This window comes from Rhodopirellula sp. JB055, assembly GCF_043100905.1.
Lineage (GTDB): Bacteria > Planctomycetota > Planctomycetia > Pirellulales > Pirellulaceae > Rhodopirellula.
The window spans coordinates 1-14,716 of record NZ_JBICHO010000012.1; the positions used below are offsets into that span (position 1 = coordinate 1).

At 56.2% G+C, this 14,716-nt stretch carries 13 protein-coding genes and 1 pseudogene; 7 read left to right on the plus strand and 7 right to left on the minus strand.

From position 1 onward, the window contains the following. The coding region (locus ACF8AM_RS00280; protein ID WP_392553703.1) for a hypothetical protein at positions 1 to 347 on the plus strand (347 nt) is incomplete at its 5' end. Here ACF8AM_RS00280 and ACF8AM_RS00285 read toward each other — a convergent pair. Then, a pseudogene (locus ACF8AM_RS00285) lies at positions 287 to 604 on the minus strand (sigma-70 factor domain-containing protein); the annotation flags it as partial. The gene ACF8AM_RS00280 and the pseudogene ACF8AM_RS00285 sit on opposite strands and share 61 nt — an antisense overlap. Before the next feature lie 808 nt (positions 605 to 1,412). On the opposite strand from ACF8AM_RS00285, the gene ACF8AM_RS00290 reads away from it, so the two are divergent. After that, entirely contained in the window at positions 1,413 to 1,958 is a 546-nt protein-coding gene (locus ACF8AM_RS00290; protein WP_392553704.1) for a hypothetical protein, read from the plus strand. Between the two features lie 102 nt (positions 1,959 to 2,060). Here ACF8AM_RS00290 and ACF8AM_RS00295 read toward each other — a convergent pair whose 3' ends face one another. The 3 genes from ACF8AM_RS00295 to ACF8AM_RS00305 all read right to left on the minus strand — a co-directional run bounded on the left by ACF8AM_RS00295 (position 2,061) and on the right by ACF8AM_RS00305 (position 4,061). Next, positions 2,061 to 2,888, minus strand: coding sequence for a class I SAM-dependent methyltransferase (locus ACF8AM_RS00295; RefSeq protein WP_392553714.1), 828 nt, complete (start codon positions 2,886 to 2,888; stop codon positions 2,061 to 2,063). Positions 2,889 to 2,908: 20 nt separating this feature from the next. Beyond that, positions 2,909 to 3,466: a DinB family protein gene (locus tag ACF8AM_RS00300; protein WP_392553705.1), complete on the minus strand. Its 558-nt coding sequence runs from the start codon at positions 3,464 to 3,466 to the stop codon at positions 2,909 to 2,911. A gap of 106 nt (positions 3,467 to 3,572) precedes the next feature. Continuing rightward, complete coding sequence (locus ACF8AM_RS00305; protein ID WP_392553706.1) at positions 3,573 to 4,061, minus strand: thiol-disulfide oxidoreductase DCC family protein; 489 nt, start codon at positions 4,059 to 4,061, stop codon at positions 3,573 to 3,575. A 211-nt stretch (positions 4,062 to 4,272) separates the two neighbouring features. On the opposite strand from ACF8AM_RS00305, the gene ACF8AM_RS00310 reads away from it, so the two are divergent. Together ACF8AM_RS00310 and ACF8AM_RS00315 are read left to right on the plus strand one after the other, a co-directional pair. Further along, entirely contained in the window at positions 4,273 to 6,021 is a 1,749-nt protein-coding gene (locus ACF8AM_RS00310) for a hypothetical protein (RefSeq protein WP_392553707.1), read from the plus strand. Next, positions 6,018 to 6,629: a hypothetical protein gene (locus ACF8AM_RS00315; RefSeq protein ID WP_392553708.1), complete on the plus strand. Its 612-nt coding sequence runs from the start codon at positions 6,018 to 6,020 to the stop codon at positions 6,627 to 6,629. Before ACF8AM_RS00310 ends, ACF8AM_RS00315 begins: the two co-directional genes overlap by 4 nt. On the opposite strand, the gene ACF8AM_RS00320 is transcribed toward ACF8AM_RS00315, so the two are convergent. Next, positions 6,605 to 7,369: a hypothetical protein gene (locus ACF8AM_RS00320; RefSeq protein WP_392553709.1), complete on the minus strand. Its 765-nt coding sequence runs from the start codon at positions 7,367 to 7,369 to the stop codon at positions 6,605 to 6,607. The genes ACF8AM_RS00315 and ACF8AM_RS00320 overlap by 25 nt on opposite strands. A gap of 237 nt (positions 7,370 to 7,606) precedes the next feature. On the opposite strand from ACF8AM_RS00320, the gene ACF8AM_RS00325 reads away from it, so the two are divergent. From ACF8AM_RS00325 to ACF8AM_RS00335, 3 genes are all read left to right on the plus strand, one after another. Further along, the gene (locus ACF8AM_RS00325; protein WP_392553710.1) at positions 7,607 to 8,425 is read left to right on the plus strand and encodes an RsmE family RNA methyltransferase; all 819 of its coding nucleotides are present in this window, start codon (positions 7,607 to 7,609) and stop codon (positions 8,423 to 8,425) included. Positions 8,426 to 8,485: 60 nt separating this feature from the next. Beyond that, the gene (locus ACF8AM_RS00330) at positions 8,486 to 9,886 is read left to right on the plus strand and encodes an AAA family ATPase (protein WP_392553711.1); all 1,401 of its coding nucleotides are present in this window, start codon (positions 8,486 to 8,488) and stop codon (positions 9,884 to 9,886) included. 98 nt (positions 9,887 to 9,984) lie between these two features. Beyond that, positions 9,985 to 13,224: a serine/threonine protein kinase gene (locus tag ACF8AM_RS00335; RefSeq protein ID WP_392553712.1), complete on the plus strand. Its 3,240-nt coding sequence runs from the start codon at positions 9,985 to 9,987 to the stop codon at positions 13,222 to 13,224. Between the two features lie 22 nt (positions 13,225 to 13,246). Here the strand turns inward: ACF8AM_RS00335 and ACF8AM_RS00340 are convergent, their stop codons facing one another. Together ACF8AM_RS00340 and ACF8AM_RS00345 are read right to left on the minus strand one after the other, a co-directional pair. After that, positions 13,247 to 13,894 (minus strand): HAD family hydrolase, encoded by a 648-nt coding sequence (locus tag ACF8AM_RS00340; protein WP_392553715.1) that lies wholly within the window; start codon positions 13,892 to 13,894, stop codon positions 13,247 to 13,249. 32 nt (positions 13,895 to 13,926) lie between these two features. Continuing rightward, the coding region (locus tag ACF8AM_RS00345; protein ID WP_392553713.1) for an MMPL family transporter at positions 13,927 to 14,716 on the minus strand (790 nt) is incomplete at its 5' end.

Below are 14,716 nucleotides of genomic sequence, written 5' to 3' on the forward strand. Positions count from 1 at the left end.
ACGCCGCCCTGGGCCTGCCGCCCCTGCCGGCCACCCTGAGTCCGGTGCTGGCCGACGTGGAGGCCGGCTGGGCCCAGTACCGCGAGAACATCAACATCATCCTCGAGGGCCGGGAATCGATCTCCACGGTCTCCGAGTTCGTCAACGTCATCAACGAGTTCATCCCCCAGCTGCTGGCACTGTCCGATGAGGTGGTCAACGTGTTCGTCCGCAAGGGCGCCGCGCCGGACCAGATCTACATCGCCGCCCGCCAGCTGATGCTCACCCAGCGTATCGAGAACAACCTCAACCGCGTGCTCGCCGGCGGCGAGGGGGCGTCGATACGTTTGGCCAACTCGATTTCTTGACGACGCGTCAGCAACGGGATCTCGCCCATTTGCGTCAGGTACATCCGAACAGGGTCGTCCGACCAAGTTTCCGATTCGTCGAGCGCAATCAGTTCGTCGGGGCTGTCCAATTGGACTTCACCCTCGGGCGCATCGGCAACGCTGACCGCGTTGTCGTCTTCGCTGTCGTCGACTGGTAACTTGCGGAATCCTCCTGTGACCACGTCGGTGCTTTGTGCCGAAACGTCGTCGAAATCATCCATCATCGGATCAAACAAAGTAGATACTCCTTTAGGTGGCTGTCTTTTCTATGGTCGACGACCGCGATTGGTTTGGTGGGTCGTCACAAAGAACGCTGTGGCGAATCAGCGTTCGGGGCAATTGGGTTCGTTGAGGAACGTCCGTGTCGTGGGGGCGGCGACACTCGTCAGAGCGGCGCGTCGTCGGAGTGTAATTACGCCGAATGGGAGGTCGAGACGTAATCTGCCGTCCGGCATGGGGTCACTGGCGAAGTCGGTCAGGAGAAGTTCGAGAAGCACTTGGGATTCGAGAAGAACAATCAATCGATAACGAATTCAAAACAGTCCATGTGTTGGGAATCTGGGCAGGGCGAGAGACGCGGGTGCAGATCAAATGATCGACCGACGACATCCATTGAAGAAAATTCCGACACACAATGACTCTACCACCCGGGAACCTGCGAACCTCCGAACAACTGTCAATTGGAAAAATTTTCCGATTGACCCGGTATTCCATCCTGGAGGCTGAAAAGGGACGGTGGACCGTTTGTTGCGCGAACCGAATCCCATTCGGAAGCGAAGACGAACGATAGCTCGTTGTGGTTGTATCGCGACTCATCCAGAGGATGTCCGGTCAGGCGAACGTGGTTTTCGAGATTGACCGGGGAAGCAAGCAGAAGAAAATCAGATGAAATTCTGGTTCAGCTTGCCGCCAAATGGTCGTTCGACGAAAGTGACGTCCTGACGGGAGCGATTGGTCGTGTGTTACCCTCAGCACACCGTGATTCTAGTTCCCAGAATGGCTCGGTCCACCCGGGCGTTGTTCTTTTGACCCGCGATTTCAGCCATGTATTTGCTTCCCTGCCCGCACTGTGAAGTTTCCACCGCAGTCAGTCCCGCTCGCGCTGGTGACCAGATTCCATGTCCGCATTGTGGTCAGAACATCGCCGTCCCGAAGCTTGGCGAACTGCGTCAACTCCCCACCGCTGAGAATGACACGGCGACCGAAAAGGCGGACGCTCGATCCGCCGAGGGGCGTGCCAACCGGCCGACGGTCTTGTTTACGGCACTGGGTTTGCTCGCGGCTGGCCTGTTTCTCGCCGCCGCGTTTTGTGCCGTGAATTGGGCAACAATCACCATTCCGATGACGACGGAAGCGCACATCGACGAGTTCCGCCAGGCTTACCAGGAGGTCAGTTCGGCACAAATGATCCGGGAATGGGAAGAAATCAATCGCAGCGGAGTTGACCTGCCAGCGATGTATCAGTACCGAGTCATGGAACTCGACAAATTGTCTTGGCTGCAGAACGCGGGACTGTTTTTGGGGGCTGGTTTGTTGGCCGTTCTCGGAGCCGTTTTTGTCGGTCGCTCGGGTCGGGCAAGCGGTACTTGAGGCCCGCTTCCATCCAGAAAAAAATTTTGCGTCGATTCAATTCCTCACGTGCCTGCAAAGGGACACTTGGTTGAGGAACGATTCGAGCGAGCGTTTTCGAACTCAACCTTTGTTTCGCAAGACGTACACGACATCTTCAGTGGATGCATCCACTTCAATCGGTTCGTCCATGTCATAGGCGAAGTCGTAGGTGGCCAAGCATTCCCATTGACTGTCCGCCGCGATCAGCCGGTTCATTTGTGCGGGCGTGTAACTCCGCAAATGAAGCTCATCGTTGATCCGAAAACTGCGGCTTGGCGTGTGAACTTCAAAGCGGATTCCAAAACGCTCCATCCGCTTTTTCTTGTTGCGATCGATCGTCCACATGTGTGTGTTGATCGCGAGATTGCCACGACGAGCCGACCAGGATTCGGTTTCACTCGGGGGGACCGTGGTTGGGGTCAGGTGAACACCAAGTAGGTAGATCCCGCCACGACGAACCATCGACGCCATGCTTCGCAGATGCCCGCGGGCGGCCGCCTCGGTATTCACATGCCGAAAGCTGTTGATGGTGTTGAAAGCGACACAGGCGGGGCCTTGTTCTTTCGACGTTTTCGCTTTGCCCAGCACGGCACGAAAATCGGCAGGTGAAAAGTCACACATGTCCGCGACAATTGCGGTCGGTTTGAATCCGCCGCGTTCCAATCGCTGGTTGCAAAACTCAACGGCTTTTTCGTTCAGGTCCAATCCGCAGGTCGCATAGCCCTTGCGATACAGCGATGCCATCAGGCGTCCGGTCCCGCAGGCAGGTTCGAAGAACAACTTGGGTTTGCGAGTCAGAAATGTGTCGGCGCAATCCAGAATGAATTGCGTCTCGGCAGCAATGTCGGCTCCGAAGACCAAGTCGTAGTACTTGGGATGGTCGTAGATGGATTCTTCGAGCACTTCCATGGAATCTGTTTCTTTCATTTCTACCGAACCGATTCCAAACCCAGACCGCGGCGGAGCATGCCGATTTGGCCGGCGTGCAAACCTTCGTGAATCGGGCAGAACATGACCGCCCCCAATTTGCAGGGATACACCGCGTAAGGCATGTCGATCTCCACCAACAACTCGGCAGGATCGAGTGAGTCGAGCTCCGCCAACGCCAGTTCAAGCACGCGATTCAGCTTGTCGAGCAACACTTGCGCGGACGGTTGGTTGTCGGTGGCCGCAGAGGGTTGGCTGCCCCGGGCATAGGTTTTCCGAAAGCGACCTGGGATCAGTTCCAGGTCATCGGGGTGGCGACCTCGCATTCGAAACATCAGCAATCCGTATTGGCTGACGGCCAAGTGACCGACTTGCCAAGCGACGTGCGACACGTTCCCCGGTGGAATCTCGAACCAGCGATCCATTGGGGTCGCGTTTAACAATTCGAGGAGGTACTGCCGAGAGAACTCGATTTGCCCACGTGCGGCCTCGAACATCCGAATCGCGTCGGACAATTCCGGCAACGGTTTGGGAACAGAAGTAGGGGGTGTCTGGCTCATCGAAGAACTTTAGCCCGACCACGCGGGTCTGTCACCCAGAGTTCCATGGTGGGCAACGGGACCGGAATTTCTCTCGGGCACCCTGCCCGATCCGAGTCGCTTTCGGTCAGCGAATTGAGCAACTGCCGGTGTCGCAGGATTTGCCAGCCAATCGATACCGACGTTTGGCGATTTCGTGATACAGCCGTCGCCACAACTTGGCGGTTCCCGGCAGATGCAGCACCGGAGCGGCCAACCACAGGATCGGCAGTCGACGCGAAAGATAGCGAACCGCGTCGGCACCCCCGTGACGCTGGCCACGCTGGTCGATCACGTACATCTGATCCATCAGTTGTTCGTGCGTCAGATCGGGATATCGCTGCTGGACTCGCTCGTCATGCAACGACAAAAACGCCAGACGATTGCCGCCCCAGTCCAGCTTTCGCAGGCTTTGAACCCCCGCTTTGCAGAAATTGCAGTGCCCGTCGTAGATCACCACATCGCACGCGGAACACTGGTCCGGATCCGGCAACTCGCTGGAGCGGCCAGGGGCGTGGGAAGCTTCCACGGGGGAACGGGAAGCCATTTTCGCGTCGGTGGTGGGTGTTGAGGACATCGTTGGAAGTGTACGTCACGGGGAAACTCCGTGGCTTGGGATTCTGGATCGAGGGCCGCAATCTGGTGAACCGTTTCAAAAGAACGCCCAGATTCCTCCCGCGAGAATGAGATTCCACGTGCGGGAAAAGTGTCCGCAGCGCTATAATGACAGGCATAAAACCGCATCCGTTCCGAGTTCACAACATTCGGGGCCATCCACGGAGTTTTCCATGACCAGCGCCATTCCATCACAGGATCCGCATGACGAGTTGACTCAGTGGTCACCCGACGAAGCCAAGGCCCTGGTTGAATCGAAAGTCCGCTCGGCTCGCCGGCGAATGATGTTTGGTCGATTCGGACGCACGTACGCGGTGACTTGGTTCATCGGTTTGATCGTCGCGACGATCGCCGTGGCTGCGATGGCGATCACACCGTTGCCACTGGAACGGTGGGGCTTGGATGCTTCTGAGATGACGGTTCAGAAATGGGCCATTGGATGGACCGCCGCGGTCACCGTGGTCTCCCTTTTGGTGTCTGCCGTGGTGATGTGGGGCTCTGCCCCACCGCTGATGCGCGTCGCGGCAGAAGTCGATTCGCGATTCGGATTGAAAGAACGCTTGAGCAGCACGTTGTCCTCCGACGCTTCGACGGATTCCAACTCCGTTGCCGGAAACGCCTTGCGTCAGGACGCGGCACGACGAGCCAGCAAACTGGATGTGGCGCAGAAGTTTGCCTTGTCACCTCAGCGCGTCGCTTGGTTACCGCTCGCGATCGTTCCCATCTTGGCCGCCATGGTTTTCGCGATCGAACCAGCGACAGAATCCACCTCAGAGCTGGACAACGAAGTCAGCGCGAACGAAGTGCGGCAAGTCAAAATTGCAGCCGCGGAATTGAAGAAACGTCTGGCACAACAAAAACGCGAGGCCGATGCGAAAGGTTTGCTCGAAGCACGTGAGTTGTTCGAGAAGATGGAATCGCAACTCGACAAGATCACTGAAAGCAAAACGCTGAAACGCAAAGACGCGTTGCTGGAACTCAATGACATCAAGGAACAAATCCAGGCTCGCAAAGATCGTCTCGGTTCGCCAGAAGAAATTCGAAAGACACTTGCTCAAATGAAAGGGCTGGAGGGCGGCCCGGCTGAAAAGGTGTTGTCGCAAATTCAAAAGGGTGACTTCGGAAAAGCCGCCGAAGAAATCAAAAAGCTGGCCAAGCAAGTGAAAGACGGCAAGCTGACACAGCAGCAAAAAGAAAAGCTGAACAAGCAAATCAAGAAGATGGCCGAGCAAATGAAGCAGGCCGCGAAAGATCACGAGCAAAAGAAGCAGCAGTTACAAGAAAAAATTCAGCAAGCCAAACGCGAAGGCCGCAACGAAGACGCGGCGAAGTTGCAGCAGAAACTCAACGAAGCGGAGTCGGCCGATTCACAGATGCAGCAAATGCAACAGATGGCGGATGCGATGCAACAAGCCGCCGACGCCATGCAGCAAGGCGATGAGGCGGCCGCCGCGGAAGCCATGGAGGAAATGTCCAGTCAGTTGGGCGAGATGCAGCAAGCAATGTCCGAGCTGGAAGACCTTGAGTCAGCACTGGGGGATCTGTCGCAGTCCAAGAATCAAATGAACTGCAAGCAATGCAACGGCGATGGCTGCCAGGCTTGCCAAGGAAATGGGTTCGGCGATGGCGACCAACCAGGAATGGGCATGGGCCGTGGCAAAGGCGAAGGTGACCGACCCGAAGAAGAATCCGACGTCAACACCTACGACACCCAGGTTCGCGGCAAAGTCAAACGCGGACGAGCGATCATCGCCGGATTCGCGGATGGTCCCAATCGCAAAGGCGTCACCCGAGAGGACATCCAGTCCGCGATTGAGACGAATCTCAGTGAAGAAAGCGATCCGCTGGAGGATCAAGTGTTGCCTCGCGACGAACGCGAACAAACTCGCGAATACTTTGATCGGTTGCGAGAGGGTTCATGAGTCGCGGGAGTGTTTTGACGCTCGCCTTGGTGCTCGCAGGATGCATTTGGCGAGGTTTGTGGCTATCAGCTGGCGTGACGGATCAAACGTTGGTCGCTGACCGGACGCGTGCTGAATTGTTGAACCAGGTGAGCGATGCCTGCCAGCAGAACGGGGATCCGCCCAGCCCAACCGACCGACATGACATCCAGGTGCTGGCTTATTTCGCGGATACAACCGAATCGCTTCGTACCGACGACGGATCATCGACGTGGCAGTTGGAATCGATCCAACGGTTTGATCCCGATGCAGCGGTATGGATCGTGCCGGGAGCCGATGGTCAACCGGGCTGGGACGGTTGGGATGACAACCAAGATGGCACGGTCGACGACTTGGGTGAGCTGGGGGCTGCTTGGAGCGACGATCATTGTTTGACGCCTCTCGATCCCGGCTACGATCAAGTCGACTCGTCGCACTCGCGAATCATCAATCGCGGCGCGTATGTGCCCTCCAACATTCAGACGTTCATGGCGGAACAATCCGAGGGTGTGCCGGAGGCTTCCGATGTTTTGAAACAACCTCGCTGGCGATGGACGTTTTCGAATCAGGCGGCTTCCGCGGTTCGCTGAGCGGTCCAGCGTTGAAGTTGCTGGTCGAAGCGGTGAAGCTCACGGCGGTCAATCTTCTGGCATTGGCAGTGTGCTCCCCAAGCCAAAACCAAGTGCGTCCAAAACGCGAGTTGTCGGTAGTTTCCGGATGCCCATTCGGCGATGAGTTCCGCTGCTGACTCGGCGAGCCGGGGGCGGAACTGACCTGCGTGAGTGAGGGCCGCTTGAACGCAACCTGCCAGCGATTTGGTTGAAGCATGCAGCGAGTGGCTGATGGTTGACGACTTTGTCGGCCCGATCACCAGCAACGTCATGGGGCTGCGTCTTGGATCCGCTTTCAGCGATTGTCGGTACCACTGGATGGTGGACGCCGAAGGCGATCCATCCACGATGCACAACGTGTGGATGCCGCGGGCTTGGTTGGTTCGAGCGACTGCCCACCACTGCTGGCAAAGGTCGCGATCGAAGTCCGTGGCTTCGCTGCCCGTGACTTCCAGCGGCAGATCGTCCAATCCATGAGTCGCGATCCACTGCCGTGCCCAAGTGGTCGCGCCGGCCCCCGGTTGGGCACGCAAATTCGCGATTCCGACATGGTTTCGCAGAACGGTTTCGAGCCAGACGCGAGCTTGCAAGTGTTCAGCCGACGCAAACAGGAATTCTTCCGACTGGGCCGGAACGGATACTCCTGGGGAATCCTTGAAGGGCTGACGGAACAATCCCCAGTGGCTTTGATCGGCCTGGCTGAGCGACGGGATTGGCATCGACGGCGGTCTCTCTTGGGAACGAATTCGTTTCCCCGGCGGGATGCTGCGTGGACGAAGCTGCTGCTGCAGCGTTTGGATGCTCGCACGGATGTTTCCATTCGCATTCCACCGAGGTTGGCTATGGAATCAGATCGACTGGCCCGCTCGCGGAGCACTTTCTGTTTCGGTTACCTTGCTTCGATCGATGCAACCGGCACGATTGATACTTTTCGATAATTGTTTGAACTGACGCCCATGACACGACGCTATTACGTTCCCGATTTGCAAGCTCAGGCGCCCATCGTGCAATTGCCTGATGAAGAAGCTTCTCATGCAGCGAGGGTCATGCGAGTTCAACCTGGCGACGAAGTGGAGTTGTTCGACGGGATTGGGCACCAGTCCGCTGCGGAAGTTATGTCGGTGAGCAAACGTGAATGTGTGGTCCGATGCGGTGTCATGGAAGCGGTGGACCGTGAACCACGCGTCGCAGTGGATTTGGCGATTGGTTTCCCCAAACCCGATCGTGCCAAGGAGATGATGGAACGTTTGACGGAATTGGGCGTGGCTCGCGTGTTCCCGGTGACCTTTGCGCGGACACAGCGGCCACCCGCCGAAAATTTGTTGGGCAAGCTCCGAAGGATTGTGATTGAGGCGTGCAAGCAATCGGGCCGCAACGTCTTGATGAAAATCGAGTCGCCGATGGAATTCGAATCGCTGGCGCAAATGATCACGCAATCCACCGACCAGGGCAAACCGGAACCGGTTGGGGACGAACCGGTTGTTTCTTGGCAACAGGTCTTGGTTGCGAAGCCTGATTCGCCACCGCTCGTTCCACTGGAAGAGTCATTGCCGGGGCAGGAGAAGTCGCCAGAGGCAAAGCAGTCCGAGGGCAGCCAAAGCGATGTCGATGGTCGTCCGAGGATCTTGGTGTTGATTGGTCCGGAGGGCGGGTTGTCCGATCCAGAGCATCAGCGATGCGATGAGTTGGGAGTCAAAGCCATTGGATTAGGAAGCCGAATATTGCGGATTGAGACGGCTGCATCGGTTGTAGCGGCGCGATTGGTGGTCGATTGATCGTTTTGTTCACCATCGGGGCCGGTGTCGGTACGGTTTCCAATTGCAAGCTAGGTTTGCATGGCCAACGAATCCAGCCCATTGGGGAGGGTCGTTCGGTACCAATGCGAAGAACTCCAATTGCTTGCTCCACGCATGAACGCTCTGCTCACCGACACTCATAATTTCGAATCCGCCGCCCTTGGCGGTTTGTTGACCGACGACACGTTTTGGCCGGCGGAGCCGCGCTCGCTCAATGAGTTGGGACTGTCTGTCAGTTTCATCGAAGCGCTCACGATCAAGTCCATTCATCAGATCGGGACCATCAGTGGTCGCAATGTGGCGACGATGATGGGATTGCCGTTTCGGTTGGTCGAGCCCATCGTTGATGCTCTGCGAACTCGAAAGTTTGTGGCTCATGTGCGGCCTGCGGCTTTCAACGACTACTACTATTCGCTGACAGAAATGGGGCAGAAGAGAGCCCAGGTTCATCTGCAGCAATGCAGCTACGTCGGTCCCGCTCCTGTGCCATTGGCTGATTACACGCTCAGTGTGGAGGCTCAAGCGGCTGGCGTGGATCCGATTGAGCGAGATGATTTGCAGGCTTCGCTTTCCAAAATTTCGTATCAAGACGAGTTGCTCGATCAAATTGGCCCTGCCATCAACAGCAACACGGGGATGTTTTTGTTTGGCCCGCCTGGCAACGGCAAAACGACGATTGCTCGTAGTTTGACGCAGTGTTTGGGGCAAGAAATTTGGATCCCACATGCGATTCTGGACGATGGAAATCTGATCAAAGTCAAAGACGACGCCTATCACCAAGAGGCACCTGTGCCAGAAGGCGACGGGCAATTGCTCAAGGCTCAAGAATGGGACAAACGCTGGGTGCGAATCCAACGTCCCAGTGTCGTCGTGGGCGGAGAACTGGTGATGGAGAACCTGGAGGTTCGCCATGATCACCGCTCGAACATTTGCGAAGCTCCGCTTCAGATGAAAAGCAATTGTGGTTGCTTGCTGATCGATGACTTTGGACGTCAACGCATCGCCCCCGAGGAGTTGCTCAATCGCTGGATTGTGCCACTGGAGAATCGCTGCGATTACTTGACGTTGCCAACGGGCAAGAAAATTCAAATTCCGTTTGAACAGCTCATCTTGTTTTCGACCAACTTGAATCCGGATGATCTTGTTGACGAAGCTTTCTTGCGACGTGTGCCCTACAAGATCTTCGTGAACGATCCTTCGCCAGAAGAGTTTCGTTCCTTGATGAAGACGGTCGCTTCTCAAATGGGATTCCCTGAAACTCCCGAAGCAGCCAATCATCTCTTGGCGTACTACCAAAAGAACAATCGCCCGCCACGTCGTTGTCACCCACGAGATCTGTTGACGCAGGTCGCCAACTTCTGTCGGTACCGTCGGTTGCCATTGACGTTGCGGCCGGAGTATTTGGACCAGGCATGTCGAAGTTACTTCAGCGCTCTTTGATTGCATTCTGATAGGTCGATGAACGAAGTGGTGTTCCGCTTCGCCAACGATTTTTTCCATTTTCCCCATCGTCTTTTTACTGTTGTTAGTGTCGCCCGATGACCGTTAAAACAACCCACACGATCGCACCTGGTTACGAGCCTATCTCCGGTTATCGGCTGGAAAAGAAGATTGGCGAGGGAGGCTTTGGTGAGGTGTGGTTGGCCAATGCGCCAGGTGGTTTGAAGAAGGCGGTGAAGTTTGTCTTTGGTGCGAAAGATGCAAAGCGTGGTTCGCGTGAGCTGAAGTCCTTGGAACGCATCAAGGGCGTTCACCATCCGTTCCTGCTAACGCTTGAGCGATTTGGCATTGTGAATGACCGATTGGTGATCGTGACCGAATTGGCGGATGGTTCGCTCGAAGACGTTTTGAAACGTCACCAAGACCGGGGTTCGTGTGGGATCCCTCGCGCGGCATTGCTTTCGTACCTGCACGATGCCGCAGACGCGCTGGACTATTTGCACGGCAGCTATCAGTTGCAGCACCTCGACGTGAAGCCAGGCAACCTGTTGCTGGTCGGTGGGCATGTGAAGGTGGGTGACTTTGGTTTGCTGAAAGATTTGCGTGAGATCGATCATTCGGTGATCGGTGGTCTGACGCCAATCTACGCTCCTCCGGAACTCTTTGATGGCCGTCCCAGCATCAACAGCGATCAGTATTCCTTGGCGGTGATGTACCAAGAATTGCTGACGGGAACGCGTCCTTTTGCGGGCCGAACCATCGCTCAGTTGGCAACGCAACACATCCACGCAGCACCCGTGCTGGATTCACTGCCGGCAGCGGACCGCGTCGCTGTGGCACGCGCTCTCGAGAAGGATCCTGACCGTCGTTTTGAATCGTGCAAGGAGTTTGTCGAAGCTCTCCGCACACCGCGGGGCCGCGAAGAAACGGTGGTTCAAACCACTGCGAAAGCAAGTGTTCTGACCCGCCAAGAAGCGGTTGAAGACTTGCCCAGTTTGCAATCCAGGTGTGGGAGCTTTCATGGACGTGTGACAGGCCACGCTTTGGTGGTTGCCGTCGGCGGTGCCGGGGCGGAATGCTTGCACGAACTGCGTAGCCGAGTGGCAACGTTGCACAGTGCATGCCCGTTGGATCTGCATTCGGTGTTGATCGATACCGACATGCACTCCGTTCATGCGGCACGTTTGGCGGAAGCGTCGGATCGGATTCCTCCGGCGACGATTCTGCACACGCCTTTGAAATCAGCTCAGGAATACCGAGAAGGTCGGACCGATCATTTTCGTTCTCTCTCACGACGTTGGATCTACAACGTGCCTCGCAGCGGTGCGACCGAAGGCATGCGTCCTTTAGGGCGTTTGGCGATGGTGGATCACTCGAAAACCATTGACTCGGGACTTCGCAAATCGATTGACCACTTGGCCGCCGTTTGTGGCGACCGCGTGCCGTCCGTCTATATCATTGGTTCTCTCTCGGGTGGCACAGCCAGCGGGATGGTCATGGATCTGGCTCCACGGCTTCGGACCTTGTTGGATGAAGCCGGTTTAGAAAGTGCGTCGGTCTTGCCGTTGCTTTCAACGGTGTCTTTGCAGGGCAATCCGCATCAACCGCTGACGCTGCACGATTCACGCTCGGCGGTATCGGAAATCGGGCACTACATGTTGCCTGAGAACAGTTACCCCGGTGACTCGGGAATCCAGTGGCCAGGTGTTCCTGCAGCTCGAAATCCGCTACGAAATGCGTATGTGGTGGTCGATGGAGACCATGCTTCGCCGGATTCCTGTTCGGCTGCGGCAACCATCGTGGATTACCTGTGGGTGGATGCCACTGGTGCCGGGGAATTGCTGGCAGAGGCCCGGCGAAGTGACGAAGCCGATGCTGGAACGGTCGCCACCCCCATGCTGCGTTCCGTGGGTGTGGCTCGACTGAAATGCGTTCGAGCTCTGGAAGAAAACCTGTTGGCTCCCACAGCAGCCAGACATTTGTTGCTGCGTTGGCTGGGCAATCCAAACGAATCTCGACAGATCGCCGGGCTGACCGCAGAGCGATTACGCAAACGATGTGGTCTCGATGACACGGCCTATTTGGATGAAGTGAAGTCGGTCTTTGGCCAAGACAACAACGCGATTGTCAGTCACCTGTCGGAACTGCTTGCGAAAATTCCGGTGCAGGAATTGAGAGAAGAATCGAAGGTCACGCGATTGTTGAAAGACAAGCTGAGTGAGTGCGACGTATTGCACCGACTTGATCGCCGGGCAGCAACGCAAATGGTGATGCTCCGTCGCGAAATTTCAGTCCGAATGCACGATGGACGTATTGATGTCACTTCCAGTGTGCAAGCCACCGAAGGATTGATGAAGTGGTGCAGCAACACGGTCGCCCAGTTGAGACAGCGACAATTAGATCTGCGAAGCCAACAAGACGAAGAACGTCAATATGCGGCACTCGATCAAGAATTGGAATCGGAGATCGAGTCGATTGAGAAGTTGGCGTTGATCGAACTCGATGTGATCGCGTCGGAGTTTGCTGCGGAACAACTGAAAACATTCATGCAGCGGATCAAGGCTCTGCATGAAACCCTGACCAAGATGGCGGTTCGAATCGCACAAGCCATTCGTTGCGTTCCTGGTGACAATCGCGACACCGAAAATCCTTGGGAGGAAATGCCGCAAGAAATTCAGATGCGTTTCAATCCTGTCTTGGAAGATCTGCATTCACAGACAGCGTCGACTTGGTTGCTCAGCCCATTGCGAGACGCCAAAGTCGAGTGGGACGAAAAGGCGATGGCGTCTGATCTGGTTGCCAAGTGTTTGCCGGTGATTGAAAGCGTGATCGACTCGCATCGGCAAGCATCCGAAGAATTGACAGACACTTCCAATTCTTCCGTGGCGGCGTTGACTCATGAATCGGAAATGACCAACACGCAAACCATTGCCGTCCCCAGAGAAACGAATACCGCTCAGTTCGCGAAAACGGGGGTCTTCGAGACCCAAACGTTTGAACGAAAACCGGGGGGAAGGTCGTTGTGGAACGAGCAAACAACGATTGAATCAGCCTTGCAAGTGGCATCGCCACCGCTGTTGCATTGCGGTGGTCGTCAGCGATTGTTGCTGTTGGTCGGAAGTGAATCCGAGAGAGAGCGGTTGGAACCCAAGGTGTCATCGGTGCACACGGGATCGTTGACAACGGTGGTGATCCCTGGCGTCACGCCAATTCTCGTTCACGAGGCCCAGCAGATTCCAATCGACCACGTTCTGGAACAACTGGATCTGGTTTCCGGAGGCAACACGCAAGTCAGCAAACGGTTGCACACCCGAAGCGATGTCGAATGGAAAGACTGAGTCGGTTTCGAAACATGGCCTCTCAAGGAAGCAGGTCCCACAACCGTTGGTCTGCCAGCGAATCGGCGACCAAGTGAACATCCTCAAATGCGTGGGAACGAGTGTGCTCGTTCGGAACGGCCACCGTCACCGCGCCCGCAGAAACCGCTGCTTTGGCACCGTTGCCACTGTCTTCTAAAACCAACATTTGAGACGGTGACACACCCAGTCGATCCGCGGCTTTCAAGTACATCTCAGGATTGGGCTTGCCGTGCGTGACGTCGTCTCCGGTCAAGACAAATGCCAGTTCATGGGCCCATGGCGTGGTGGGCAGAATCTGGTCCACGAACTTCCGCCGGCTGCTGGTGGCCAAACCAAACGGCAGCCCACTGTTTTTCAATCGCTCGATCCATTCGTCTAAACCTGGCATCGGGCGAAGTTCAGCAAGCAAGAGCTCACCGTAAACGTCGTCCGATTCCGCCAGCAATGTTACTGGATCGTCGTCGAGTCCATGGTGCTCGATCATTTGGCCGATCGCGGACAATCCAATCCGCCCCATCATCTTTTGTTGCAATTCCAATGTGAACGTGTGCCCGCGACGTTGCAGCAACACTTGCCCGACCTGGAAGTAAATTCGTTCGGTGTCGAACAGCAGGCCATCCATGTCCAAGGCGACGCCCAGAAGGTGCATGTGCATTCTCGAGTTGCAGTGTGAAATCAGAATCAGGTGAGATCAGAATCAGATGAGATCGTTGGGCGGTCGATCGCGACGATGACGGCTGGCAACAGCATCAGATTGGTCCAGGCAGAAGCGGCCAAGGTCGCAGCGATCAACATGCCAAAGGTGGCGGTGGGAATGAAGGGGCTAGTCATCAAAATTCCAAACCCAACCACCAAAGCGAATGTCGCCAACAAGATCAGAGCGGCCACGTCCGTCGCTGCTTCGATGGCGGCTCGATTGGAGTTCAGCCCCGCGGCTCGACTGCTTTGATATCCTGCCAAGAAGTGAATCGACCCGTCGATCGACAGTCCGATGGAGACCGCGCCAATCATGGCCGATCCCAGGTCCAGTCCACCGCCGACCAGTCCCATCAGCGCCAAGACAAGCATGACCGGCAGCGTGTTGGTCACCAACGCCACGAGTGCATAACGCACACTTCGGGTGGCCATCCCAATCAGGAATCCTACCAGAGCCAAGGCGATTGCCAGTGCGTTCCACTGGTCACGAAGCAGGCTGCTGACCAGTCGCGACATCAGCACCGAGTAGCCTGTCACGAGCGAGTCATCATCAAATTCCTGAGCCAACTGGATGACTTGTTCGATTAACTTCCGTTTGACCTCACCCGGCAGGCTTTCTTCGCTACGCAACATGATTCGCAGTTCTCGCTGGGTGCCTTCCGCAGGTGGATCGAACGTCAACAAAGCATCCGCGAATGTCGGGATGGCGGTTCGCATTCCCGTCAGACGAACCTCCGGCGTGACGATCGAAAGCAAGGGGCTCCTCGACGCAACC

Coding starts and splice junctions, on each gene's coding strand:
- ACF8AM_RS00325 (WP_392553710.1), top strand. CDS start 7,607: ATGACACGACGCTATTACGTTCCCGATTTGCAAGCTCAGGCGCCCATC.
- ACF8AM_RS00310 (WP_392553707.1), top strand. CDS start 4,273: ATGACCAGCGCCATTCCATCACAGGATCCGCATGACGAGTTGACTCAG.
- ACF8AM_RS00320 (WP_392553709.1), bottom strand. CDS start 7,369: ATGCCAATCCCGTCGCTCAGCCAGGCCGATCAAAGCCACTGGGGATTG.
- ACF8AM_RS00340 (WP_392553715.1), bottom strand. CDS start 13,894: ATGCACCTTCTGGGCGTCGCCTTGGACATGGATGGCCTGCTGTTCGAC.
- ACF8AM_RS00315 (WP_392553708.1), top strand. CDS start 6,018: ATGAGTCGCGGGAGTGTTTTGACGCTCGCCTTGGTGCTCGCAGGATGC.
- ACF8AM_RS00330 (WP_392553711.1), top strand. CDS start 8,486: ATGGCCAACGAATCCAGCCCATTGGGGAGGGTCGTTCGGTACCAATGC.
- ACF8AM_RS00305 (WP_392553706.1), bottom strand. CDS start 4,061: ATGTCCTCAACACCCACCACCGACGCGAAAATGGCTTCCCGTTCCCCC.
- ACF8AM_RS00335 (WP_392553712.1), top strand. CDS start 9,985: ATGACCGTTAAAACAACCCACACGATCGCACCTGGTTACGAGCCTATC.
- ACF8AM_RS00290 (WP_392553704.1), top strand. CDS start 1,413: ATGTATTTGCTTCCCTGCCCGCACTGTGAAGTTTCCACCGCAGTCAGT.
- ACF8AM_RS00295 (WP_392553714.1), bottom strand. CDS start 2,888: ATGGAAGTGCTCGAAGAATCCATCTACGACCATCCCAAGTACTACGAC.
- ACF8AM_RS00300 (WP_392553705.1), bottom strand. CDS start 3,466: ATGAGCCAGACACCCCCTACTTCTGTTCCCAAACCGTTGCCGGAATTG.